Source organism: Acetobacter sp. UBA5411, from assembly GCF_002409645.1.
Taxonomy (GTDB): Bacteria; Pseudomonadota; Alphaproteobacteria; order Acetobacterales; family Acetobacteraceae; genus Acetobacter.
This window is the reverse complement of the sequence record NZ_DHNR01000021.1, coordinates 2,371-2,813: the sequence shown is the minus strand read 5'-3', so window position 1 is coordinate 2,813 and position 443 is coordinate 2,371. Positions and strand designations below refer to the sequence as shown.

General features: G+C 57.6%; 2 protein-coding genes. Both read right to left on the bottom strand.

Going from position 1 to position 443, the window contains the following annotated elements:
- Window positions 1–189, bottom strand: a 189-nt coding sequence (locus tag B3759_RS07035; RefSeq protein WP_291365017.1) for a hypothetical protein, incomplete at its 3' end; no start/stop codon positions are given.
- A gap of 20 nt (window positions 190–209) precedes the next feature.
- Window positions 210–443 (bottom strand): type IV secretory system conjugative DNA transfer family protein (locus tag B3759_RS07030; RefSeq protein WP_291365015.1); only part of this gene is annotated, 234 nt, incomplete at its 5' end.

The following is a 443-nucleotide window of genomic DNA, read 5'->3' as shown; positions in this document are numbered from 1 at the left end:
CTTTGCACGTGGCTTGTTGCTCTCCGCCCGCTGTCCAGGGGTCTGTCCCTTTTCGCTTGTTTGCTTCCAGTAGCGATCAGCGACACTCTCACGCGATGCCGCTTTCTGCGCCTCGGCAATACCGGCCGTCTTCTGGCTTCCCTGCTGACGCGCCTTATCCCGACGCTTCTCATTGTTCGTTTCCGACATTGCTCATGTCCCCCTGACACTCAGGCCGAGATCTTATTGAACCGATTGGCCGCTATTTTTTCTCTGATTTCAGGCCGTCGAAAATAGATAGGCATCCCGCAACGCAACGGACGACCACCACGCACCACCACAAACGCTTCATCTACCCGGACATCGTTCAGCAGTTCTTCCCGTCGGATCAGCGGGCGGCTGATTTCGTGATAGCTCGTGTTCGCCCCGCGCGAACGGTTGCTCGCTTCCCAGCCTTTCCCCGA